General features: G+C 34.2%; 23 protein-coding genes. 5 read left to right on the top strand and 18 right to left on the bottom strand.

Going from position 1 to position 22,927, the window contains the following annotated elements; translation table 11 throughout:
- Positions 1 to 21: 21 nt before the first annotated feature.
- From SM124_RS02320 to SM124_RS02280, 9 genes are all read right to left on the bottom strand, one after another.
- On the bottom strand, positions 22 to 552 hold the full coding sequence (locus SM124_RS02320) for a PadR family transcriptional regulator (RefSeq protein ID WP_322444874.1): 531 nt from the start codon (positions 550 to 552) through the stop codon (positions 22 to 24).
- A 71-nt stretch (positions 553 to 623) separates the two neighbouring features.
- The gene (locus SM124_RS02315) at positions 624 to 1,379 is read right to left on the bottom strand and encodes an ABC transporter permease (protein WP_322444873.1); all 756 of its coding nucleotides are present in this window, start codon (positions 1,377 to 1,379) and stop codon (positions 624 to 626) included.
- Entirely contained in the window at positions 1,373 to 2,086 is a 714-nt protein-coding gene (locus tag SM124_RS02310) for an ABC transporter ATP-binding protein (protein ID WP_322444872.1), read from the bottom strand. The genes SM124_RS02315 and SM124_RS02310 overlap by 7 nt, the downstream gene beginning before the upstream one ends.
- A 258-nt stretch (positions 2,087 to 2,344) precedes the next feature.
- Positions 2,345 to 4,057 (bottom strand): phosphoenolpyruvate--protein phosphotransferase, encoded by a 1,713-nt coding sequence (gene ptsP, locus SM124_RS02305; protein ID WP_322444871.1) that lies wholly within the window; start codon positions 4,055 to 4,057, stop codon positions 2,345 to 2,347.
- Positions 4,057 to 4,323, bottom strand: coding sequence for a phosphocarrier protein HPr (locus tag SM124_RS02300; RefSeq protein ID WP_322444870.1), 267 nt, complete (start codon positions 4,321 to 4,323; stop codon positions 4,057 to 4,059). The genes ptsP and SM124_RS02300 overlap by 1 nt, the downstream gene beginning before the upstream one ends.
- Positions 4,324 to 4,595: 272 nt before the next feature.
- Complete coding sequence (locus SM124_RS02295) at positions 4,596 to 4,871, bottom strand: hypothetical protein (RefSeq protein ID WP_322444869.1); 276 nt, start codon at positions 4,869 to 4,871, stop codon at positions 4,596 to 4,598.
- Between the two features lie 118 nt (positions 4,872 to 4,989).
- Positions 4,990 to 6,234: a hypothetical protein gene (locus SM124_RS02290; RefSeq protein WP_322444868.1), complete on the bottom strand. Its 1,245-nt coding sequence runs from the start codon at positions 6,232 to 6,234 to the stop codon at positions 4,990 to 4,992.
- Positions 6,235 to 7,428: a DUF58 domain-containing protein gene (locus SM124_RS02285; protein ID WP_322444867.1), complete on the bottom strand. Its 1,194-nt coding sequence runs from the start codon at positions 7,426 to 7,428 to the stop codon at positions 6,235 to 6,237.
- A gap of 1 nt (position 7,429) precedes the next feature.
- Positions 7,430 to 8,374, bottom strand: coding sequence for an AAA family ATPase (locus SM124_RS02280; protein ID WP_322444866.1), 945 nt, complete (start codon positions 8,372 to 8,374; stop codon positions 7,430 to 7,432).
- Positions 8,375 to 8,809: 435 nt separating this feature from the next.
- On the opposite strand from SM124_RS02280, the gene SM124_RS02275 reads away from it, so the two are divergent.
- A complete protein-coding gene (locus tag SM124_RS02275) occupies positions 8,810 to 9,187 on the top strand; it encodes a PilZ domain-containing protein (RefSeq protein WP_322444865.1) in 378 nt (125 codons plus the stop codon).
- Positions 9,188 to 9,255: 68 nt separating this feature from the next.
- Here the strand turns inward: SM124_RS02275 and SM124_RS02270 are convergent, their stop codons facing one another.
- The 5 genes from SM124_RS02270 to SM124_RS02250 all read right to left on the bottom strand — a co-directional run bounded on the left by SM124_RS02270 (position 9,256) and on the right by SM124_RS02250 (position 13,433).
- Positions 9,256 to 10,248, bottom strand: coding sequence for a LysM peptidoglycan-binding domain-containing protein (locus tag SM124_RS02270; RefSeq protein WP_322444864.1), 993 nt, complete (start codon positions 10,246 to 10,248; stop codon positions 9,256 to 9,258).
- Positions 10,249 to 10,522: 274 nt separating this feature from the next.
- Entirely contained in the window at positions 10,523 to 11,266 is a 744-nt protein-coding gene (locus SM124_RS02265) for an SDR family NAD(P)-dependent oxidoreductase (RefSeq protein ID WP_322444863.1), read from the bottom strand.
- A 99-nt stretch (positions 11,267 to 11,365) separates the two neighbouring features.
- Positions 11,366 to 11,560 (bottom strand): protein YkzS, encoded by a 195-nt coding sequence (ykzS, locus tag SM124_RS02260; RefSeq protein WP_322444862.1) that lies wholly within the window; start codon positions 11,558 to 11,560, stop codon positions 11,366 to 11,368.
- 143 nt (positions 11,561 to 11,703) lie between these two features.
- On the bottom strand, positions 11,704 to 12,903 hold the full coding sequence (locus tag SM124_RS02255; RefSeq protein ID WP_322444861.1) for a methyl-accepting chemotaxis protein: 1,200 nt from the start codon (positions 12,901 to 12,903) through the stop codon (positions 11,704 to 11,706).
- Positions 12,882 to 13,433 (bottom strand): cache domain-containing protein, encoded by a 552-nt coding sequence (locus SM124_RS02250; protein WP_322444860.1) that lies wholly within the window; start codon positions 13,431 to 13,433, stop codon positions 12,882 to 12,884. The genes SM124_RS02255 and SM124_RS02250 overlap by 22 nt, the downstream gene beginning before the upstream one ends.
- 213 nt (positions 13,434 to 13,646) lie before the next feature.
- Between SM124_RS02250 and SM124_RS02245 the strand changes: the two genes are divergently transcribed.
- Positions 13,647 to 13,835 carry a YkvS family protein gene (locus SM124_RS02245; protein ID WP_322444859.1) on the top strand — a complete coding sequence of 63 codons (189 nt, stop codon included), beginning with the start codon at positions 13,647 to 13,649 and terminating at the stop codon, positions 13,833 to 13,835.
- A 79-nt stretch (positions 13,836 to 13,914) separates the two neighbouring features.
- Here SM124_RS02245 and SM124_RS02240 read toward each other — a convergent pair whose 3' ends face one another.
- A complete protein-coding gene (locus tag SM124_RS02240; protein WP_322444858.1) occupies positions 13,915 to 14,025 on the bottom strand; it encodes a DUF6254 family protein in 111 nt (36 codons plus the stop codon).
- A 204-nt stretch (positions 14,026 to 14,229) separates the two neighbouring features.
- On the opposite strand from SM124_RS02240, the gene SM124_RS02235 reads away from it, so the two are divergent.
- Complete coding sequence (locus SM124_RS02235; protein WP_322444857.1) at positions 14,230 to 14,841, top strand: CPBP family intramembrane glutamic endopeptidase; 612 nt, start codon at positions 14,230 to 14,232, stop codon at positions 14,839 to 14,841.
- 44 nt (positions 14,842 to 14,885) lie between these two features.
- Here the strand turns inward: SM124_RS02235 and SM124_RS02230 are convergent, their stop codons facing one another.
- On the bottom strand, positions 14,886 to 15,941 hold the full coding sequence (locus SM124_RS02230) for a YkvI family membrane protein (RefSeq protein WP_322444856.1): 1,056 nt from the start codon (positions 15,939 to 15,941) through the stop codon (positions 14,886 to 14,888).
- A gap of 217 nt (positions 15,942 to 16,158) precedes the next feature.
- On the opposite strand from SM124_RS02230, the gene SM124_RS02225 reads away from it, so the two are divergent.
- Entirely contained in the window at positions 16,159 to 18,291 is a 2,133-nt protein-coding gene (locus SM124_RS02225; protein ID WP_322444855.1) for an ATP-dependent Clp protease ATP-binding subunit, read from the top strand.
- A 51-nt stretch (positions 18,292 to 18,342) separates the two neighbouring features.
- Here the strand turns inward: SM124_RS02225 and speD are convergent, their stop codons facing one another.
- Entirely contained in the window at positions 18,343 to 19,149 is an 807-nt protein-coding gene (gene speD / locus SM124_RS02220) for an adenosylmethionine decarboxylase (RefSeq protein WP_322444854.1), read from the bottom strand.
- A gap of 208 nt (positions 19,150 to 19,357) precedes the next feature.
- On the opposite strand from speD, the gene SM124_RS02215 reads away from it, so the two are divergent.
- Positions 19,358 to 20,926, top strand: a complete 1,569-nt coding sequence (locus tag SM124_RS02215) for an ATP-binding protein (protein WP_322445039.1) — start codon at positions 19,358 to 19,360, stop codon at positions 20,924 to 20,926.
- 259 nt (positions 20,927 to 21,185) lie between these two features.
- On the opposite strand, the gene SM124_RS02210 is transcribed toward SM124_RS02215, so the two are convergent.
- Positions 21,186 to 22,880 carry a M3 family oligoendopeptidase gene (locus tag SM124_RS02210; RefSeq protein WP_322444853.1) on the bottom strand — a complete coding sequence of 565 codons (1,695 nt, stop codon included), beginning with the start codon at positions 22,878 to 22,880 and terminating at the stop codon, positions 21,186 to 21,188.
- Between the last annotated feature and the right edge of the window lie 47 nt (positions 22,881 to 22,927).

Genomic DNA, 22,927 nt, shown 5'->3' with positions numbered 1-22,927 from the left:
AAAAAACGGGCAAAAACCCGTTTATTTTTGTGAATACAAGTGAATTAACGATTGAATGAAGTCAATTTGAATTTCATACTGCTTAAAAATATTCTCGAAGGTTAATTCAGTAATTCCATCAATCGTCATATATTTTCTTTTAACTTCCATCCCTTCCTTGTGGCTACAAAGTTCCTTCTCAAGTAGTTCTTTTTGTGATTGAAGGGCTAGCAATACTTTATCCTTTTCAAGATTATCTATAAAACTTAATCCAGTATAAAGAGAAGTTGGTAACATAACCGATGGTGTTTCTAATGACTCTCGTAATAGTTTTTGAAATTCTTCTTCTCCGATATCAGTAATCTTATAAATTGCTTTTGATCGGTTCCCTGTCTGTTCTACTTTTTCAATTTCAACTAATTGTTCCTTCTCCATTTTTTTTAAAGCATGATAAATAGAACCGGGTAGAATTCCTGCCCAACGATCTGTTTCGCTAATTTGTAATAATTGCTGAATTTCATATCCTGACATTGCTTTTGTTCTTAATAGTCCTAATACCATTAGTCTAGTCATTGTATTCTCCTCAACATAAAGTATTCAATGTTGAATACTATTGTAACAAATAGTATTCATCCAGTAAATCACTATGCTGACAGTTTCTTTCGACTTTTAATGGTTGTTCCATTTGCTTCCCACCTAAATGTCAGTACCGAAAGTAAGATTGCAATCACCATATATAGAAGTGGAATTAGAAATCCTAACAATAGCGCATCGTCCATGCCATTAATAGCTCCTTTTAGAGCCTTTACATAGTGTTCAAAAGGAAGTAACTTTCCTGTAGCAACAACCCAATTTGGTGCAGAATTTAACTTATAAAATGCCTCACTCATAAAAATCATTGGGAGTTGTAAAAGGTTTGAAAACATATTTATTTGTCCTTCATTATTAGCTAGGTTAGCAATAAAAAATCCGATTGCTGTAAAAGAAAGTAAGCCAACTGCAATAAGTAATGAGGTAATTAAGATATTGGTTAAGGTTAAATCAAACTTTAGAAATACCATTCCAATTATCCAGACTATCATATTTAAAACTAAGCCAATCACTGTTCGGGCTGCTGTCATTACACAAATAAAAGAAATGGTTGGCATCGGTGTTAATTTTAATAATTTATACACACCCTTATTTCGTTGAAAGTGTACTTGAAAAGCAATTCCTTGCATTCCCCAAAAAATGGTACTTATAGCTGTAACACCTGAAACAATATTCAACTTCATATCAGGGCTATCAAAGTATAAGCCTAAACCTAACATCAAAATTAAAGGAAACATTAAGGAATAAAATAGGGTGATTTTATCCCTTATTGATGTAATCAACATGGATTTAAAGATAACGTTTAACATGATACCATCGCCTTTCTAGAAATGAGTTTTAAATATAATTCATCTAAATTATGGACTTGATTTTCATTACACAATTGTTCAGGGCTTCCCTCAGCAATGATTTCTCCGTTACTAATCATAAGAATTCTAGTTGCTAATTTCTTTACTTCATCCATATCGTGTGATGTCAGGACAACTGTTTTCCCTTCCTCATACAGTCTTAATATTAGTTGATGTATTTCTTGTCGAGATAGCGGATCTAATGCTGCTGTTGGTTCATCTAAAAAGATGAGCTTCGGATTGTGAACCATCGCTGTTGCTATGGCTAAGCGTTTTTGTTGACCACCTGAAAGTCTTGTTGCCTCGGTATTACTCGACTCTAATAACCCACACTTTTGGAGGAGTTCTTCTGCTATTTGCTTATGAAGGTATATTTTATAAAAAGCTGCAAATAGCCTAATATTTTCTAAAGCGGTTAGGCCAGGGAAAAAGGGTACAGATTGAAGCTGCATACCAATTTGCTCTTTATAGTTCTGAATCCAATAATTCACTTCCCCTCCATCTTTCTTTCTTAACCCAACTAACATTTCAAGGGTTGTTGACTTCCCAGAGCCATTAGGTCCGATTACAGCCAAAACTTCACCTTGAGTAATGCTAAAATTAATTCCTTTGACTATTTCTCTAACTCCGTAGTTTTTCTTTAAGTTCCTTGCTTTTATTAAGAACATAATTATCCTCCTATTCTACTCAACTCTCTTTACTCAACGTTGAGTATTTAACTTTAACTAAATAATAGTGGATATTTATAACAAAGTAAACATATTTTACAATAAATATTTTCGACAGATTTCAACACAAAAAAAACCCACTAATAAATAGTGGATTCAAAAAGAGGGGGAAAATGAGAATGATAAGCTTACTTACAAGTCAAAACTTAAGTGCTTACTCTTCTTTACCCCTTATGAACAGAATAAAACCTTTGATCGTTATTTTGTAGTAACTGATTTTACTAAAGTAACGACTTCTTCCATATTGCTCATTTGTAATGCTTTATTAGCTAATTGTTCCATATCAGACTTATTTAAATCACGGATTAATGATCGAGCTTTTAAAATGGATGTTGCACTCATTGAAAACTCATCCAAGCCTAATCCAAGTAAGAGCGGGATAGCTAACTCATCTCCAGCCATTTCTCCACACATTCCTGCCCATTTACCTTCTTTATGAGCGGCGTCAATAACCATTTTAACTAAACGTAGAATGGCCGGATTATATGGTTGGTATAAATAAGAAACTCGTTCATTCATGCGATCTGCAGCCATCGTATACTGAATTAAGTCATTTGTCCCGATACTAAAGAAGTCAACTTCTTTCGCAAACTGATCAGCTAAAACAGCAGTTGACGGAATTTCAACCATGATACCGATTTCGATATCAGTAACAGTAATCCCTTCAGAAATCAGTTTTTGTTTTTCTTCCTCCAAGATTGCTTTACCTTGACGGAACTCATCTAACGTTGCAATCATTGGGAACATAATTTTTAGATTACCATAAGAACTTGCACGAAGAAGGGCACGTAACTGGGTACGGAACATGTCTTGTTCTTCCAGACATAAACGAATCGCACGGAATCCTAAAAATGGATTCATTTCTTTCGGTAAATTTAAGTATGGAAGCTCTTTATCTCCACCAATATCAAGAGTTCGAACAACCACCGGCTTTCCGTTCATGCCTTCAAGGACTGCTTTATATGATTCAAATTGTTCTTCCTCAGTTGGAAGTTGATCTCTACCCATGTATAGGAACTCTGTACGATAAAGTCCTACACCTTCACCACCATTATTAATAACACCTTCTAAATCTTTAGGTGTTCCAATATTTGCTGCTAGTTCTACATGGTGACCATCAGCAGAATGGGTCTTTTCATGAACAAGCTTTGCCCACTCAGCTTTTTGTGCTTCAAAAGCAGCATTTTCTGCTCTATACTTCTCCACTACTTCTGGTGTTGGATTTATATGAACTTGTCCATTCAGACCATCTACAATAATTAAATCGCCATTGTTAATATCTTCAGTAGCCGTTTTTGTTCCCACTACTGCTGGTATTTCCATTGAGCGAGCCATGATGGCTGAATGAGACGTTCTTCCTCCGATATCCGTTGTAAATCCTTTTACAAATTGTCTGTTTAACTGAGCCGTATCAGAAGGCGTTAAGTCTTCAGCAACGATAATCACTTCTTCCGAAATCATGCTTGGGTTTACTATATGTACTCCAAGCAAATGCGAAAGGACACGTTTCGTTACGTCACGAATATCGGCAGCTCTTTCTTTCATATATTCATTATCCATTGACTCAAACATTGAAATGAACATATCTGCTGTTTCTTTTAAAGCAAGTTCAGCATTTACTTTATCAGTTTTAATTCTATCTTCTATAGGTGTAATTAATTCTGGGTCACTTAAAACTAATAGATGTGCTTCAAAAATGGCCGCTTTATCTTCACCAAGATCTACTCTTGCTTTATCTCTAATTGCCTCAAGTTCGGACTTTGATTTAGATAAAGCCGTTTGAAAACGAGCAATCTCTTCCGAAGCGTCATCAATGCTTCTTTTTTCAAATGCAAGGTTTGGTTCAATTAAGCGATAGGCTTTCGCAATTGCAATACCACTTGAAGCCGCAATACCATGTAAAAAACTCATTACTCAGCTAAACCTTCTTTTCTTAATGTATCTTCTAGAGCAGCTAATGCCTCTGCCTCATCAGATCCTTCTGCCGAAATTACGATTTCAGCTCCTTGACCAACACCTAAAGACATAACACCCATGATAGATTTTAAATTCACTCTTTTACCTTTGTGTTCTAAGTGAATGTCTGCATCGAACTTACTAGCTGCTTGAACTAGTAATGTTGCAGGGCGAGCGTGAATACCTGTTTCAGCGATTACTTTAAATTGTTTTTCTGCCATGATTAAATCAAACTCCTTCTAAATAGAAATTAGGTCTTAATGGAATAAAATATGCCCAGTCAAATAACTTACTTAAGTTCATTAACCAAAGTCCAATCTTACTTCATTATTTTTTCCATTTTTATATTGAAACATGTATGTAAGACTAGCTAGTTATTTCAATCACTGTATCAAGTCATCAGACAACTGACATCAAAAAAAGAATAGCATTTTACTTTCTTATAAACAATGAAAAACCCTTAATTTTAAAGGATTTTTCACACTTTTTTTAGTTAAACGCTTTCATTTTCCAGTCTCTGTTTCATCTTTCCATAATTAAGTGTATTATATCCGATTCTCATTTTTGCAATGGTCGCTTTTAATGTTGTTCCATGATCTTCATCTAACCCCGTGTAAATATTTGTTAAATCATTTACAGACCGTGCCAATAGTTCTACTATATTTCGTAGATCCATTTCTGAGAAGTTGGTTTGATCCTCCATTAATAATTCTAAAATATCATTAGCTATACATTTTACCCTTAACGCTTTTTCAATTTCTGGACTCACTTCCCTCTCCCCTTTCGGTCATATAACATCCTTCAGTTAATTATATGTGGGTAATATATTGAAAGACTTTAAAACATCATTAAATAAAAAAAGAGCAGAAAACATTCTACTCTACACTTTACCAACTAAATCTCTTTCTCTTAATTTCCCCTGATTCAATCATTTCTTTATGAAGTTCTTTTAATTGAAGTTTTGTTTGTTTTATTTCATTGTGAAAGCGTTCTTCGATTTTTACGTCAGTTAGTAATTTGCCATATCTAGTTTGTTCGTAAACTTGGTTGATAAATTTATAATTTTTTACATCCAGTCTTTCTAGCCAATCTAATAATGACTCATAGTCCCTTCTGCCAACCTGTAATTGGTTTGCGTACTTTTCTAGTTCGTAAATTTCTTTCCTGATTAAGCTTGATGGAACTACGTTTTTTCGTAAGCTTGTTCTCAAATATTCCTTGTCTGACTTAGAGTCTACTATGGAGAAAGGTTTATTTTTTTCATCTACATTTTTCTCTAAATTTACTTTTTTCTTTTTAAAAATATAGATTGAAAAAAGGACGAAAGCAATCCCAACTCCAATAGCCAGGAAAAGAAATGGATCAAACATTGATTCTGTTGCCTGTGATTCTCTTATTAACTGTTCTAATTCTTCATTCTTTTCCTCTATCTTAGGCAAGTTATCTTGAGCTTTTTCTGCTTCAAATTTTTCTGCCCAGTTAAACAACGGAAAAGCTAATAAACCGACTATCCATGCCAACCCTTTTAAAGAACTAAATAATAGAAACTTAATTAAACTTAAACTTGAAGTAAGCAACATGCCACAGAAGATAATGGCACCCATAACGGTAAGGAAAGGTCGAGCATAACTGCTTTTCTCTTCTACATTTGTAGTCATAGAAAGATAACGAATGATAAATCCGCCTGCCAGGCAATAAAGAAGCTGTATAATCAACAAGAAAAGTACATAGTTACTGTCTGAACTTTCACTGTTTAAGGAGATTAAGTACACAATCGTTCCAACAATAAAAGAACTTAAAACCCAATTTCCTTCATTATGGATATGGTTCGTATTGAAATGGCTAATGGTTCGCATAAAAATAAGCACGGACAATAGAAATAAAATAGGAATGGGTATGGAAGATATCCATGCTCCTCCAGAGAGAATAGGGACAATTACAATCAAAAACAAACTCTTCCCTTTGTTTCCATACTTTGAAAGTAGAAATACAAATAATGAAACAGACAAGATCGTTAAGAAAAAATAGGTTAATAAAGGGGCCTGTTCCTTATTTAAAATATAGAAAAAGATAAAAAGAAAGCCGCCAAAGAGAATTTCCCTACCTAGATAATAAAGAGTTTGATAATACATCTAGCTCACTCCCCTCTTATCATCTATATGGTACCTTTTGATAGCAGCCTGTTTTTCATCCAAATCTAACCTTAAAAGATTTACTCCTTTTCTGTTTAAAGACTTAATCATATCAGTTGCTGTCTCATTCACTAGTCCACTTTGTATGAAGTATGGTTGTACAAATAAATGCCGTTCGTAAAAAGACACCATTTTATCATAAGGATAAAGAATGCTGTGATGATTCACTAGAGACAGTGTCTCTAAAATTCTTTGAAGATGTTCTTTCCCTGTACCAACTGGGATATAACAAAAAGGAGTGTTACCGAATACTCTCATATTAATGCTGATTGAGAATGGAATGTTGTTTTTATATGAATAATAAGCCAATTCTGCAGCACTGCTCATCATAAATTCCAGCTGATTATTAATAGCATAACGCTCGGCAATATTAATGGACAAATGCCATCCCCTTTCAGCCGCAGTTTCAAACACTTTTGTTTGTAGTGTCTGCTTTCTCGCACTTGCCTTCCAATGTATGCGGTTAAAGCTATCAGAATAGAGATAATCTCTTGTACCAGAAGGAGCCAACATATCTTCAAATAGTGAATGATTCACGATTGATTCCCCTGATTTTTCAGATAAGAAATGCTTTAAATTATGGACTGGCATCACACTAGGGTAGACTAATGCTTCATTTTTAAATAGTTGTTTGTACTCTAACACCGTATCTCCGAATCCAAAAAAATGCGGAATTTTAAGCTCTATATTGGTAATCTTAGAAACTCCACGTTTCACTGCTTGATAGGGAATGGTAATGATTTTACTTTGGCCTTTATTTATGGAAAATGGCATTTTAATCGTATAGTTGGATAGGTGATTGGATTGTTTTTCATTGATAGGAGAAACACAATCATCAAATACAATTTGTAGCTCCCCTTTCATAATAGGTAACCCCATATTGGTTAGGACTATTTCCCACTCACCTGCTTCTCCAATAAAATGACGGCTCCTCACCTTTTTATTAACAAGTTTTAATTCCTCACCGACATGTTTCAGGTAATAATTGTTCACAAAAAAAGCGACAAAGTATAGCACTCCAATAAAAAATACGATGTATGAATCACTATACAGACCTCCTAGTAAAAGTAAAAAAGCAACTAAGGAGGTTAATGCAAAAGGTTTATCCTCTACTGTGTACTTACTCCATTCCATATTAGACCCCTGCTTCTACAGGAACGGAGACAGAAGAAACAACATTTTCAATCACTTTTTCTACCGTTTTTGTAAGAGAAGCTTCTGTCGATAAGAATATACGATGACTAATAACAGGAACCATCATCTCTTTAATATCATTTGGAACAACGAAATTTCTTCCCTCAAGTAACGCTTTTCCCTGTGATGCCCTCATTAAAGCTAGTGCACCCCTCGGACTTACTCCTAGTTCAATGTCCTCGTGTTCCCTTGTCTTTCTAACTATTTCTAATAAATACGTTTCCATTTCATCAGACAAAACAACCTTCAAAGCTGCTTCTTTCAAATGGAAGATATCCGTTTGGCTTAAAATCGTTACAAGATTATGTTTTTGTTCTTCAAGGCGATGGATTCTTAGCATGTTCTTTTCTTCTGCAAAGGTTGGATAAGACATAGCTAATTTAAATAAGAAGCGATCCATTTGAGCAATGGGTAATGGAAATGTCCCTTGTTGTGACTCAACAGGATTCTGTGTGGCAAGCACCATAAAAGGCTCTTCAAGCTTAATCGTATGACCATCTATCGTAACTTGACGTTCCTCCATCACTTCTAACAAACTTGACTGTGTACGAGGTGTTGCACGGTTAACCTCATCTGCCAAAACGACATTTGCTAGTATCGGACCTGTTCTGAATTCGAAATCTTGTTGTTTTGGATTAAAAAATTGAATTCCCGTTACATCACTTGGAAGTACATCGGGAGTAAACTGTATTCTAGAAAAACTGCCATTAATCATTTGAGCATATGTTTTTGCTAACATTGTTTTACCAGTACCCGGAACACTCTCCATTAAAATGTGCCCATTAAATAGTAATGCAATCGTCAGAAGCTCTACTTCCTTGTCTTTTCCCACCATCACTTTACTCATTTCAGTTTTCAACATTTCTAGTTTTTCTAAAATATCCATATGGTCCCCCGTTAAAAAAGTCTTTTTCTCAATTGTACTGAAATTTCAATTAAAAATCTAAATAATAGGTTCTTTTCGTAAAGATTGTTTCTTTTACAACATATGAAAAACTGAGTGGATTGTAGCGGAAGGCACTTGACTCCTGCGGGAAGTAGAGGAAAGGTCGAGACCCCACAGACGGCACGTCGAGGAGGCTCGACTTCCTCCCCGCGGAAAGCAAGTGCCTGGAGCGGAAAGGAACGGGCAATATTATCAAATGTTCATTAGGAAGTAGTGAAAATAAATATTATTTGAAGAAAAAATGACAATTTTAATTATAATCAAATTAATATAAGAATAACTATTGTAAAATGAAATAATTAACAGTATTCTGATACTAAATACCTAATAAACTATATTTGGTATAACAATAAAATTGTTAAGGTGAGTGCTATGTTGTATAAGAGAGAAGAGCCTTTTCGTTTTCAATTTAATCAACCTCTCCATGGAGCTTTTAAAATCCTTAGAATAAACAACATATCGGAAGAATCAAAAGCAGGAACCGCTGATATTCTTGATTTAAGTCCTAATGGTTTAAGGTTTAAAACAAAATTAAACCTCCCTATAGATAAAAAAAGATTTTTAATTGAAATTACATTTCTACTGAATGATAAGCTTATACGTATTTTGGGTGAGCCGAAATGGAAAAAAATCGAAGGATCCTCTTTTGTGTATGGATTCACCGGATTGGATGATACAGAAACAAAGAAAGAGGTTATAGAGGGATTAAAAGAATTTACAAAAAAAATATACTTACAGGAAAAAAACAAGTAATATTTCTGAAAACACATAAAGGATAGATGAGGCAACCACCTGCCTCATCTATCCTTTTCGATTTTAAACTATTGTAAAGAAGCTGTAATCTCTTGCATCTTGCGTTTTACTTGTGGATAAAAATATGTCTTTGCTGCAGTGGTCGAGTTTCCACCAAAAAACCCAGTCCCTGGACATGTCTTTACCGAATAGCCCTTGCTGTTGTCTAAAACTCTCTCCTTAGTATTCAAATCCCACCAATGGTGATACGTGATAGTATCTATAGAAGGTGTTAAACCAAATTTCAAACTAAGTAGAGCAGTCATATAAACTATTGTTTCTTTTTGTTCTTTAGTCATTACATCATGCCCGATATCAAAATTCCCGATATTCTCAATCATTATTGCCCCTGCATTAGCCTTCGGACCTATAGAACCCTCTGGCTCCATGTTAAACGGCCTTGAAACCGCAATTTTACCATCAGGGAACGTGGTTAAGTTTTGAGCAATGTTCTTCCACTTCATTTCTTGAACGTGGAAATTCTCCATCCCTTTTAACATCGTAAAATAATTAGTTCCCTTAAAGTCATTGTACGCTGGCTGCCAAGTGTGATGCTGTTGAATTAATCTAATGTCTCGATTAAATTTATGATGAAACAACCAATCCTTGAATTCCTCTCTAGTCATTAGGACATATTGCCCCTGCATATTGAGCTTTCTTTGGGGAATCTTTAATCTTTGCCCGATATAAATATAATCAGATTTTAGCCCATTTGCAGCCTTAATTAGCTGAACGGAAGAATTATAAGCATTTGAAATCTTCCATAAGGTGTCTCCTGATACAACAACATACGTAGTTGGAACCCACAATTTCTGACCAGTTAATAATAAGTCTGATTGCAAGCCGTTAGTAACTTTAAGATCTTCTATAGAGGTATGGTACTTTGATGCAATCTTCCAAAGAGTATCACCAGGTTTCACATCATATAGATTGCTGTGATTATAACCAGATGCTTTAGAAGGAGAAATATTCATTATTACGAGTAGAATAAAGCTAAGTATAAGCACAGAGATTTTTTTCATTTTTTGTATCCTTTCGTTGTGATTTCACAAACCATACAAACATTTATAGTTTGTAAATCAACAATGAAAGTATGCTTTACAAATTTTGTAAGCGTTAGGATTTAAGATAAATTAACACAAATTTTACCCTCTATTTATATTACTTATATAGTTATCCCGTAACATAAGAATAACAATTGGTTATAGGGGGTTCACATGTCTCAAATTCTATCATGTTTGGTCTTTACTCTTGTTGTTTTAATCTGCAATATCTTCTTACTTAGAAGGAGGTAATCTAGTCTTCGTAAATCATCTTTCTCACCATACCACCGTCCAAGACAATGTTTTCACCCGTTATAAAATCATTATCACTATTACATAGAAATAAACAGCATCTTGCCACATCTTCTGGTTTTCCAACCCTATTTGTTAAATGCTGTGAATGATCGATGTCTCTTAATTCATCATAGTTATTCGTTTCTATCCAACCCGGACTTATACTGTTCACTCTAATACCTTTTGGTCCAAGTGTTCTTGCTAATGCATGTGTAATGGAAATGATTCCACCTTTTGATGCCGAATAAGCTTCTGTATTTTCTTCTGACATAAACGCTCTCGTAGATGCAATATTAACGATTGAACTGCCTGTTTTCATAACTTGTGCAGCTTCCCTTGAGCAGAGAAAAACACTTCTCAAATTTGTATTTATTACTTCATCCCATTCTTTTAAAGACATTTCAAATAAAGGTATAAACTTTGATACTCCAGCATTATTAATCAAAACATCGATGGCGTGATATTGCTCAATCGTTTGTGCAACTAATTTCTTTACATCATCTTCTCTACTAACATCACAATGGATATAAATAGCACTGTTGCCTTTACTAACAATATCTTTTTGCAATTGGATTCCTCTTTGATCATCAATATCTGCAATAATCACTTTAGCTTCTCTCTCTGCAAAGAATTCACAAATTCCCTGTCCAATACCATTCGCTCCACCTGTTACAATAATGGATTTATCTTTAAATGAACTCATTTACAAACCTCCTGTAAAAGTAAAAACAGCCTAAAAAAGAACCTGATAAATTTGTCAGGCTCTCGTTCAATGTTAATTTGTCTAAAATTAACGTTATGATTAACTTCTCGGAACATCTAAATATTGGTAGACGACATTTCCACCATGTTGGGCTATTCCCCTAAATTGTTTGAAATCTTCTCTTTTAACAATTACTTTTCTAAAAGATAAAAAATCTTCTTTTTTAACAAATAGCTCGGAAATTTCTCCTCTTCTCAGCTGATCTAAGGACTCATTTATTAATTGTTCGTTCATAATCTCCACCCATGATTTTATTATGGTTTAAGAATACTAGAACTTTGTCGAAATTTCCACGGAAATAAATGATGATTTGTATATACCATTTTATTCATTTATTTTGGCTGTTTCCTAACAAGTATATTCTACTAGCCGTACGGTTATAATTTAAATTTTTGCACATGAATTTGGAGATGTTCTGAAAGCTTTGCAAGACTGATGGCTGAAGCTGTTATTTGTTCCATCGAAGCTGTCTGTTCTTCTGTTGCCGCAGCCACTTGATTAGTGAAACGAATCTCTTCTTCAATGATGTTAGAAATTTCCTTAGAATTAGCTACTAAAAGCTCGATAATATGATGAACTTCTTCAATTGATTTCGATACTTCTAATGTTTTGTTATACACTCCATTAGATGATTGATAAATGTCGTGGAAAGCTTGTCCTGTTTGATCTACTGTCTCTTGACATTTCAACACTGACTGCTTACCTGTCTTCATAGTCATAACAGCATCCTCAGTCTCTTGTCTAATATCATTCATTAGTACTCCAATGCCGCTAGCTACTTTTCCTGATTGTTCTGCAAGTTTTCGAACTTCTTCCGCCACGATGGCAAATCCTCTACCATGCTCACCCGCACGAGCTGCTTCTATCGCTGCATTTAATGCTAATAGATTCGTTTGATCCGCAACAGCAGAAATTTGAGATAACATACTTTCAATTTCAACCGACTTTTCGTTAAGCTTTAATGCTGTCTTTTCCATTGTTTCTACATGGTTGGCAGCCTCAATCATTTGTTGGATTCCTGTTTGTGCATAATCTTTCCCTTTTTTTGCAATTTCATTTGTTTTCTCTGCTGAGTGATGCATACTCTTTGTATTTAAATGTATTTGATCGGTAGAATTCGAAATATTTATCGTCTGTTCAATCATTTGTTTCATCTTGGTTGATTGTACTTCTACTCCAGTTGCAACCTCTTGAATGGAACCATTAATTTCCTCTGTTGCTCGAGCATTATGTTCACTGCTAGCACTTAGTTCCTGACTAGAACCTGCCACCTGCTCAGCCGAATCAGATACCTCATGTAGTAAAGCCTTCAATTGTACAATCATTTGCTCAAATCCATTGGCTAATTCTCCTACCTCATCCTTATTCTTTACTTTAAGCTCATCAAGTACTAGATTACCATCCGCTACCTCTTTAACGTGATTTGCAATTTTTTTAATAGGTAAGGCAATATGTTTGGAGAAAAGGATAATAATGAATACGCCAATAATAACTGAAATTCCTAATGTTAGAGCTAAAACGCTTACAATTTTATTCGCTCCACTATTATAGTCCATCATGTATGAACCAGAGGCCACAATCCATCCCCAATGAGGATCTTTTTTTGAATAAACAATTTTTGAAGCGTTTTATCTGGATTATTAGGAAGAGCCCATTCATAATAGGTAAATCCCCCTTGTGCACTCTTTTTTATGACGTCTTGAAGAAAATAAAAACCATCTTTTGTTTTTGCTTCGTATAAATTATCTCCTTCAAGGACTGGATGCATCAATAAATTTCCTTTATCATCTATTGCGTATAAGTAGCCATTTGGTCCAAGATCAATCTCCTTTGTAATAGGGCGTTTTCCATCAATCATTTCACCCAATAATTCTTTTTTTACTTCCTCTTGTGCCTGTTCAAGAGTTAATGATCCGCTTTCCACTTTCTGATTTACGAGTTCAATTGTTTTAAGTGAAAGGTTTACACTATTTTTTAAACTTGTTTCAGCTAAATTGTTCAATTCATTTTTTGAAATAACATACCCTATTAGACCTATAATCAACCCGGGTATAACTAATAAAATTAAGCATATAGTAATAAGTTTAGTTCGAATATTGAACTTCATGCGAGCACCTCCATCTATAATATCATTCTAAATGACTATATTTCTTTTTGCAATATTCAGATTATTTATTTTAAAATTAAATCTAGTTTTCTCTTAAAATAATTAATTTCCATTTTTTTTGAAGAAATTATGTGAAAATTCTTTACGAATACCAGAAAGTAGTGCAAAATGTTAATAATATATTTTGCATTTCGAACTAAAGGAGGGGCTACCTTGAAGAAAGCTGATGTGGGAAATGTTATAGAATTTAAAGATGGACTACAAGGAATTGTAGAAAAAGTAAATGAGAATTCAGTTATTGTAGACTTAACTTATATGGATAATTACCGTGACCTGGAGCTTGAACAGCGTACGGTCGTCAATCACAAAAACTATAAAGTTATTAAAGAATCTGCAATATAGTCTAAAAAATGTCTAATTAGAATAGAGACTTACGTTAAAAGCAGCCACAAGGCTGCTTTTTATTTTCTTAATATTGACATTATTCTTTTTCATTAGCTAATTCTTTGAAAGATTTAACTTTTCCATGAGGATGCTGGTCTTGTTTTCTGACCGTCCACGCTCTTTCCTTTTCTTTCTTTGATTTAGTCATTTCCAAACCTCCCTTCCTATTTTATATTTTGCTAATAAGTACATTTTTATTTTGTTAGCATATATAACCATACATTTACCCTATATATTGTCTTTTTTTTTAGACCAATTGCCCTTCTTTTGTAGATATTTATCTTTCTCATTACCACTAACATGCTTTTTTTGTTACAATATAGATTGGTTTCTTATGAAAGGAGTTTATTTTATGATGAAATTCCTTACTGATATTAAATTAGTAATCGGTTTTATTTTTGCACATTTTTTGCTTTATTTAACTTTTAGCGACAAAAACGTCTTTTGGTATATTTTCACCGCTTCCATGTTATTTTTAATTACCTATACCATATTGAATGAAAGTGTAGATGATGAAGTTTCCACTAATACTTATTTGTCAATCGGGGTAATTTCAGGTCTTATCCTTTTCGGTCTGTTTTGGGCAGGTAATTTTCTCATTGATATTTTAAACCTACCTTTTAGCACACAAATCTCTAAGCTATACAATCGACTATCACCAACAGCGATCTGGCACTATATCGTTTTATTATTAATTATTATTCCTGGTGAAGAAATTTTTTGGAGAGGCTTTATACAAAAGCGTTTGTTTAAGCATGTAAATGTTTGGCCAAGCATCATAATTTCGGCAGTTATGTATTCTTTAGCCCACCTTTATTCTGGTTCTTATATGCTTGTTTTTGCGGCATTATTTGCTGGGCTGTTTTGGGGCTGGTTATACGCTTGGAAACGCAGTATCCCTTTAGTAATTGTTTCTCATTTAATTTTTGACTTATTCTTGCTAGTTATTTTTCCACTTTATTAATATTGAAAAAAGACTCGAAGCCTCGAGTCTTTTTTCTATACCAATCACTTTTTAAACTCACTCTTAAGATCAATTGGCTTCATCCATAATAGAATTAAAAATGCCATACTAACGTATCCAAAGACAGGATATAAATAGGATAAAAGTGTCCCATAATCAATAAAGCTAACGATGTAAGTAATCAGAAAGATAAAAGAGACCGTTATCATTGTTGGAATCGAGATATAATTTTTTATTTGTCTCTCTAGCCCAAACACATTTCCTATAACAGATGTAAACACTTCTCCGTATATGATAAATATAAAGATCCAATAGAGGCCAGAAGCAAGATTTTTCATAATAACCGCCATAGGAATTTCATAAAGTTCAACACTTGGTAACATCACTAATGTAACATGGCTTGAAATCAAAATGGTTGTTAAAGCAATTCCTCCGAGAATGCCCCCCCATTTAACTGTTTGATCATCTTTAATCTCTGAAGCAACAGGGACTAGAACCGCTTGTGCTAGACCAAGATTAAGTGCTGTATAGGAAAACGGAGCTATTACTGATTTCCATCCATCCTCTACATATGGAATAAATAATACTTGGCCCAAAAAATCTGGCATTTGTACGGATATCACCATTAACATAAAACTAAATGCAATCATCATCGGTACAACAAATGTATTAACAGCAAATAGTCCTTTAATTCCAACAAACATAACAACAACCGACAAGGCAATTGTTAATAACACCCCAAAATTTTTGGAAAGACCTAGTTGTTCTTGAAAAATAGCGCCTGCACCGGATAACATGACAGCACAAACTCCTAAAAGCATAAATAAGGTCAATATATTTATAAAAGTACCAAAAAATTTGCCGTATAAATATTCATTAAATTCTTGATAGGATTTTGCATCAATATGTGCGGCTATTCTCATTAATTTTGATCCTAAAAAAATGAGTATGTAACCAGCCATTAATATACCAACCAATCCGATAAATCCAAATCGTGAAAAAAATTCCACGATCTCTTTACCAGTTGCAAAACCAGCTCCTACAACTGTTCCAACGTATACAGCTGCTATTTGGAAGGCTGCAGCCCAGTTTGTTTTCACAAAATCTCCCCCCTCCTTTTAAATATATGAAGAGATGGACAAACAATGACGAGCTTTTGAAGGAAAATATTATTTAACGCAATTAATCACTAAAATGAGGAAGAGATTTCGAGACAAAATACTTGAAAGTCAAAAAAGGTCAAAGTATAATAACGTTGTAAAAGTCAAAGAAAGTCAAAGTCGAATTTATAATACATTTTTAAGGAGGCATGCCAAAATGCTATGTAACAAATGTCAGCAACATCAATCAAATATTCTTTTAAAAATGAATGTTAATGGTAAGGAAACAGAATTACACCTTTGTCGAGATTGCTATCATGCTGAGAAACAAAAAATAAGCTCAGCCTTTGGGCCAGGCATGTCAGGATTCCAGAACTTTAATCAGTTTCCAATAGATGAATTTCTTAATAATTACTCAAAACAACCTAAAAATGATGAGAAACACCCTTCACCTACTGCCGGTGGAAACGGTGGATTTATTGATCAGTTTGGTAGAAACCTAACTCAAATGGCTATTGCTGGTTTAATTGATCCCGTAATTGGTCGTGAGGAGGAAGTAAACCGTGTCATTGAAATATTAAATAGAAGAAATAAGAATAATCCCGTTCTAATTGGTGAACCTGGAGTCGGAAAAACTGCAATTGCTGAAGGCTTAGCTCTAAAAATATCAGATGGCCAAGTTCCTAAAAAACTGTTAAATAAGCCAGTAATCTTGCTAGACGTAGCTTCATTAGTTGCTAATACAGGGATTCGTGGTCAATTTGAGGAAAGAATGAAACAACTCATACTAGAGTTACAGCAAAGAAAAAATATTATTCTATTTATTGATGAAATTCACTTGTTAGTAGGTGCAGGTTCAGCAGAAGGTTCTATGGATGCAGGAAACATTTTAAAACCTGCATTGGCACGTGGGGAGCTTCAACTCGTAGGTGCCACAACTTTAAAGGAATACAGAAACATTGAAAAGGACGCTGCACTTGAAAGACGTTTTCAGCCCGTTCATGTTGAGGAGCCAACAGTTGACGAAGCAATTCATATTTTAAAAGGTCTTAAAGCAAAATATGAAGACTTTCATGAAGTAACCTATTCAATCGAAGCCCTTGAAGCATGTGTTAAATTATCTAGCCGCTATATACAAGATCGATTTCTACCAGATAAAGCCATTGATTTAATGGATGAAGCTGGATCTAAACTAAACTTAAAGACAGATTATACTTCACTAGAACAAATCGAACAAAGACTTAAAGAAATTGCTCAAGAAAAAGAAATAGCCTTAAAAGTAGAAAATTATGAAAGAGCGGCAGAACTTCGTAAAGAGGAAAAGCATTTAGAAGAATCTCTTAACAAAAAAGATATGACTTCTCGTCCTATTGTTGAAGTTGTGCATATTGAGGAGATTATTGAAAAGAAAACTCGTATTCCAGTCGGGAAACTCCAAGAAGATGAACAAGTAAGAATGAAAAACCTTTATGAGAATCTAGCCCATAAAGTAATCGGACAGGAAGAAGCAGTCCAAAAAGTAACAAAGGCGATTAGAAGAAGCCGAGCAGGTTTGAAATCTAAAAATCGCCCAATCGGTTCTTTCTTATTTGTCGGTCCGACAGGTGTAGGGAAAACTGAACTTTCTAAGACACTTGCAGAAGAATTATTTGGAACTAAAGATTCTATGATTCGTTTAGATATGAGTGAATATATGGAGAAACACAGCATTTCTAAAATTATTGGTTCCCCTCCTGGGTATGTTGGACACGAGGAAGCGGGGCAACTTACTGAAAAAGTCCGAAGAAATCCATACAGTATCATTTTACTTGATGAGATTGAGAAAGCCCATCCTGATGTTCAGCATATGTTCCTTCAAATCCTTGAAGATGGTCGCCTAACGGATAGCCAAGGTAGAACAGTGAACTTCAAAGATACAGTCATTATTATGACATCTAACGCTGGGGTTGGTCATAAAGAGAACAGAGTAGGTTTTAATCAAACCGCAACAGAAGAAGAATCTTCTATTTTAAAATCTTTAGGAGGGTTCTTTAAACCAGAGTTTCTAAACCGATTTGATAGTATCATTGAATTTAAAGCTCTTGAGAGAAACCAATTAGTTCAAATTGTTAACCTTATGTTAGATGAACTAAATGTGATGCTAAGAGAACAAGATATCAAGTTAACGGTGACTCAGGATGTAATAGATAAACTATCTGAGTTAGGATACATCCCTTCCTTTGGAGCCCGTCCACTAAGAAGAGTTATTCAAGAGCAGCTTGAGGATAAAATTACTGACTTTATTCTTGAACAACCTGAAACTCTATCTTTAACCGCCACACTCGAGGATGGAAAGATTGTCATTAAATAATAGCATTCAAAAGCTCTACACATTCATTAGGAATGTGTAGAGCTTTTTTGGCTAATTAATATTCTTCCCGTAAAAAATCTCATCCATTTCCATCTGTAATTTTTCAGCAATTTCCTTTTGTTCTTCAACCTCTAACTTATCTTTTGTGTACCCAAATAGATAGTTGTTTAAATCAAACTCCCGTAAACGACATTTAGTATGAAAAATATTATCAGGATAGACATTTACATCAATCATATCGTATTGTTCTTTCACTTCTTCAGGGATAAAGTTTTGAATCGAATTAATATTATGATCAATAAATAGTTTTCGACCATCTTTATCTCTAGTGAAACCTCTGACACGGTAATCAATTGTCATGATGTCTGTATCAAAGGAATGAATTAAATAATTTAGGGCCTTTAAAGGTGATATTTCACCACATGTAGACACATCAATATCCGCTCTAAATGTCGATATCCCTTCATAAGGGTGGTATTCAGGATAAGTATGAACCGTAATATGACTCTTATCTAGTTGAAGGACAACATTACCAGGCAGCGGACCTGGTGATTCTTCATAGGATTCTGTTGGAACTTCTACCACTGGTCCTTCAGAAACTAGTATGGTTACACTAGCTCCTTGTGGTACATAATCTTGTTTAGCAATATTTAATACATGTGCTCCGATAATATCAGAAACATTCCCCAAAATTTTTGTTAAACGGTCCGCATTGTATTGCTCATCAATATACTCAATATAAGCTTCTCTTTCTTCCCTTGTCTTTGTATAACAAATATCATACATATTAAAGCTTAACGTCTTTGTTAAATTATTAAAACCATGTAACTCAATTACTTGTTCCGGTGTAAGTTTCATTCAAAAGGTCCTCCTCGCCGAACAACTCTTATTTAATCATTTAAATATTTATATATTGCCCACTTTCTTAAAGAAAAATCGAAGGAATCTCATCTATAGTGGTCTTAATGGACTTCCCACTCCATTCGACTATTTTCGCGATTTTTCTACTAATTAAAGAAAGATATGATATGATATTAGTGAGATAACAGGAAGGAAATGGAAATTGATGGATAAAATGTATTTAATCCAAAATCGAAATCGATTGTTAATGGTTTTATTATGGGTATTTTATCTCATAGATTCAGTATTTTATTATATTGTAGACGAGAGTACTGAAATGCTATGGCCTCCATATGGTTTATTAATCTGCCTAATATGTACTGCTCTATATAAAATGAGAATTAATGCTTATGTTGTAATGGTTTCCTATAACTTTTTGTATTTTGGATATATTTTTTATTTAAATATTACTTATCCATATTTAAGCAATTATGCTTTCTTTCTTTTAGGAATCATTGCTTTTGCCTTTTATCAAAGTTATTTATCCCTTTTCCTAGCTTTGACTCTAGCCGTTTTTTCTTTAATTTATTTTTCTATAACAAATGGAGAACTAATATTTCAACAAAGTGGAGCAGAAGAACTCCCCTACTTTGTTCTCCTAGCATTGCTGATTGGTATATCATTATTTTTTATGATCAAATATGCAAACCAGCTTTGGGAAAAAGCTTATGCTAATGAGAAAAAAGCAAAGATTGATTTACAATCCACTAAATCACTAGTGGAAGCATTCTTCCAAAATACAAAAGATTCAATAGCCGTAATGGATTTAAATTTGAAAGTCATAGAAGTCAATGATGCCTTTATTGAACTTTTTAATGTAAAAACATTTAAACCTGGGATTCATATAACAAGTTACATAAGGGACCACAACAATCCACTTATGGACTATTTAGAGAATGCAAAAAAAGGTTTTGGTAAATCTGGGGCTGATATTCCCATATATTTAAATGAGAAAAATTATATATTAGATGCAACCATTTCACCTGTTTACAATGGTGATAAACAGGTATTTGCTGTCTCTTTGATCGCCAGAGATTCAACAGAAAAGCGATTAATGGAAGAATATATCCGAAACTCTGAGAAGCTCAAAATTTCAGGTGAAATTGCTGCAGGGGTCGCACATGAGATCAGAAATCCTTTAACTGTGATATCGGGTTTCATTAAAATGATTAGCGAGAAAGATAGCGCTTTTAGCCAATACTTTTCAATTATTAACTCAGAAATCCACAGAATGAATTTAATTATTAGTGAATTTCTCATACTATCGAAACCTCATGTCCTTAACCCAAAAGCTCATAGTATAACTGAAGTAATAAATGAAGTGATTTTACTTTTTGAATCGGAGGCTAACTTCAAAGGTGTTTCTATAATAAAAAATTGTAAGGCTACACATGATGTAGTCTTGTGTGAAGCAAACCAAATGAAGCAAGTTTTTATTAATTTGCTTAAAAACGCGTTTGAAGCCATGCCTACTGGAGGAACCATACAGTTTGATTGTATAAATCTAAATAAAAATGAAGTATTAATTGTCATTAAAGATAATGGCATAGGAATTCCTTCTGAAGTATTAAAAAAGATTGGCACTCCTTTCTTCACAACAAAAGAAAATGGTACAGGATTAGGATTAATGATAACGGAAAGAATTATTGAACAACATAAAGGTTCGGTAAAGATTAGCAGTAATCATCCTAGAGGTACTTGTGTTGAAATTACCTTACCTGTATACAGTGACTAAACAGTCGACATTCCTTCAACTGTTTCTTCTAATAGGTTCACCTAGTGAGGTAAGAAAAGCGCAAGCGCCTTGGTCAGCCCTGACAAGCAAATGTTCTTCCATCCTAAAAGTCTGGTTTTTGACTTTTAGGATGGAAGGTTATTTGACTCGAAGGGCTAGGCGCTGGAGCTGGACAGTTGTCTAACTTCAAAAAGCTAATACTTTCTTAAACTTTTAATAATAAAAAGCGAAGCCGCTTAGCTTCGCTTTTTATTTATCCTTATAGCTCAGTGTCGTTAACTGAGTTTAACCAGCTTTCAATTTCGCCTACTACAGACTCAACGCAGCCATCTTCAAATGGTGAAATTAAATTAGCTTCTTTCACTAATTGAGTAAATGGCATGCTTCCGCCTAGATTACAAAGCTTGATATAATCTTCCCATGCTGCCTCATGGTTTTCTCTTGAACGTTTCCAAAATTGGAAAGCACAAATTTGAGCAAGAGTGTAATCGATATAATAGAAAGGTGTGCTGTAAATATGGCCTTGACGTTGCCAGAATCCACCATTTTCTAAATACTCATTTCCATCATAGTCTTTATGAGGCATATATTTCTTTTCAATTTCTCTCCAAGCTTGTTTACGCTCTGCTGGAGTTGCAGTAGGGTTTTCATATACCCAGTGTTGATACTCATCTACTGTAACACCGTATGGAAGGAATAATAACGCTCCACTTAAATGAGCAAACTTATACTTCTCTGTATCTTCCTTAAAGAATAATTCCATCCATGGCCATGTGAAGAATTCCATACTCATAGAGTGAATTTCACAAGCCTCATAAGTTGGCCAGTTGTACTCAGGGATTTCAAAATGTCTGCTTGAGTATACTTGGAAAGCATGCCCTGCTTCATGTGTTAACACATCAATGTCTCCTGATGTACCGTTAAAGTTTGAGAAGATGAATGGAGCTTTGTAATTCTGGATATAAGTACAATAGCCTCCACCCGCTTTACCTTTCTTCGCAACTAGATCCATAAGATTGTTGTCTCTCATGAATGTAAAGAATTCTCCTGTTTCTTTTGAAAGGTCGTTATACATACCTTGACCATTATCAATAATCCATTCCGGACTACCTTTTGGAGTTGCATTTCCAGTGCTGAAATTAAAACCTTCATCGTAATATTTTAATTTGTCTACACCAATTCTTTGTCTTTGACGCTCTTTTAATTTTGTTGCAATTGGTACGATAAACTCTTTTACTTGATTACGGAATTTAGCTACCATCTCTGCATTATAATCGGTTCTATACATACGGTTATAAGCTAACTCAACAAAATTATTGTAGCCTAACTTATGAGCAATTTCCGTTCTAACTTTTACTAAATCATCATAAATACGGTCTAACTCAGATTCATTTTCTGCTAAGAAACCAAAGCGTGCTTCACTAGCTCTTTTTCTCATGTCGCGGTCAGTTGATTCAGTAAATGGTTCCATTTGTGCTAGTGTTCTTTCTTCACCTTCAAACATAATTTTTGCAGATGCAAGAAGCTTTGTATACTCAGTAGTTAGTTTATTTTCTTTTTGTAAGAGTGGCATTACTTCAGGAGAGAATACTTTTAATTGAGCTTCCGCTAAATCAAAGAGTTGTTTCCCCCATTTTGCCTCAAGTTCATTACGATAAGTTGAACCTACTAATGCCTCATAATATTTTGTTACAAATCCTTCTAATTGAGGTTGAATTTCATCAATATAGTCTTGTTCAGCTTTATAAAACTCATCATTAGTATCAACAGAATGACGAATGTAAACTAGATTCAGCATCGTGTCTACTTCGTTACGTACCTCATTAACTTCATTCATAGCACTGCTTTGATCTTCAACAGAGGCTGCGCTTTTAAATTTCTCTAAAGCAACGTTAAAACGTTTTTCAATATCTTCCATGTTCGGACGTGTATATGTATAATCTTCAAATCTCATGTTTACCCCTCCTGCTTTTATTCAAAAAATTATGAAAATACGATTAT

It is taken from the genome of Robertmurraya mangrovi (assembly GCF_034427655.1).
In the GTDB taxonomy this organism is placed as follows: domain Bacteria; phylum Bacillota; class Bacilli; order Bacillales; family Cytobacillaceae; genus Robertmurraya_A; species Robertmurraya_A mangrovi.
The sequence above is the reverse complement of the archived record's forward strand: the minus strand, read 5'-3'. Positions and strand labels throughout refer to the sequence as shown.

What these genes read in the sequence shown, in the direction of transcription:
- SM124_RS02320 (WP_322444874.1), bottom strand. Translation starts at nt 552, where the DNA reads ATGACTAGACTAATGGTATTAGGACTATTAAGAACAAAAGCAATGTCA.
- SM124_RS02315 (WP_322444873.1), bottom strand. Translation starts at nt 1,379, where the DNA reads ATGTTAAACGTTATCTTTAAATCCATGTTGATTACATCAATAAGGGAT.
- SM124_RS02310 (WP_322444872.1), bottom strand. Translation starts at nt 2,086, where the DNA reads ATGTTCTTAATAAAAGCAAGGAACTTAAAGAAAAACTACGGAGTTAGA.
- ptsP (WP_322444871.1), bottom strand. Translation starts at nt 4,057, where the DNA reads ATGAGTTTTTTACATGGTATTGCGGCTTCAAGTGGTATTGCAATTGCG.
- SM124_RS02300 (WP_322444870.1), bottom strand. Translation starts at nt 4,323, where the DNA reads ATGGCAGAAAAACAATTTAAAGTAATCGCTGAAACAGGTATTCACGCT.
- SM124_RS02290 (WP_322444868.1), bottom strand. Translation starts at nt 6,234, where the DNA reads ATGTATTATCAAACTCTTTATTATCTAGGTAGGGAAATTCTCTTTGGC.
- SM124_RS02285 (WP_322444867.1), bottom strand. Translation starts at nt 7,428, where the DNA reads ATGGAATGGAGTAAGTACACAGTAGAGGATAAACCTTTTGCATTAACC.
- SM124_RS02280 (WP_322444866.1), bottom strand. Translation starts at nt 8,374, where the DNA reads ATGGATATTTTAGAAAAACTAGAAATGTTGAAAACTGAAATGAGTAAA.
- SM124_RS02270 (WP_322444864.1), bottom strand. Translation starts at nt 10,248, where the DNA reads ATGAAAAAAATCTCTGTGCTTATACTTAGCTTTATTCTACTCGTAATA.
- SM124_RS02265 (WP_322444863.1), bottom strand. Translation starts at nt 11,266, where the DNA reads ATGAGTTCATTTAAAGATAAATCCATTATTGTAACAGGTGGAGCGAAT.
- ykzS (WP_322444862.1), bottom strand. Translation starts at nt 11,560, where the DNA reads ATGAACGAACAATTAATAAATGAGTCCTTAGATCAGCTGAGAAGAGGA.
- SM124_RS02250 (WP_322444860.1), bottom strand. Translation starts at nt 13,433, where the DNA reads ATGAAGTTCAATATTCGAACTAAACTTATTACTATATGCTTAATTTTA.
- SM124_RS02240 (WP_322444858.1), bottom strand. Translation starts at nt 14,025, where the DNA reads ATGACTAAATCAAAGAAAGAAAAGGAAAGAGCGTGGACGGTCAGAAAA.
- SM124_RS02235 (WP_322444857.1), top strand. Translation starts at nt 14,230, where the DNA reads ATGATGAAATTCCTTACTGATATTAAATTAGTAATCGGTTTTATTTTT.
- SM124_RS02225 (WP_322444855.1), top strand. Translation starts at nt 16,159, where the DNA reads ATGCTATGTAACAAATGTCAGCAACATCAATCAAATATTCTTTTAAAA.
- speD (WP_322444854.1), bottom strand. Translation starts at nt 19,149, where the DNA reads ATGAAACTTACACCGGAACAAGTAATTGAGTTACATGGTTTTAATAAT.
- SM124_RS02215 (WP_322445039.1), top strand. Translation starts at nt 19,358, where the DNA reads ATGGATAAAATGTATTTAATCCAAAATCGAAATCGATTGTTAATGGTT.
- SM124_RS02210 (WP_322444853.1), bottom strand. Translation starts at nt 22,880, where the DNA reads ATGAGATTTGAAGATTATACATATACACGTCCGAACATGGAAGATATT.